At 36.4% G+C, this 335-nt stretch carries 1 protein-coding gene; it reads left to right on the top strand.

The window, feature by feature from the left end:
• Positions 1-33 precede the first annotated feature (33 nt).
• On the top strand, positions 34-335 hold a 302-nt coding region (locus EHS15_RS06485), incomplete at its 3' end, for a hypothetical protein (protein ID WP_135759747.1).

Genomic DNA, 335 nt, shown 5'->3' with positions numbered 1-335 from the left:
TTGCAGACTAGATTGACACAGATGGATAGCAATATGTTGAATCATACGATGTCGATGCAGGTAGGAGAGAATCCACAACATTATTTAGATCGAGTGAAAACGTCCTTCCAGGATGAGTTAAAGGCGATTCCTAAGATCATAGACAGTATTGATGCACAGATTGCAGCAGAGAAAACAAAACTGACTGTTAACAGAGCAAAGATTGAAGAATTAGAAATTTTAAAAAAGCAATATGACTCACGGCAAACGGTAGTTAAAGAAGGACTCACTAGAACATTGCCATACGATGACATTAAAGCTTATATAAGTCATAAAGGTGATTATGAAAAGCAAAC

It is taken from the genome of Leptospira idonii (assembly GCF_004770995.1).
Lineage (GTDB): Bacteria > Spirochaetota > Leptospiria > Leptospirales > Leptospiraceae > Leptospira_A > Leptospira_A idonii.
This window is presented reverse-complemented; position numbering and strand designations above follow the sequence as displayed.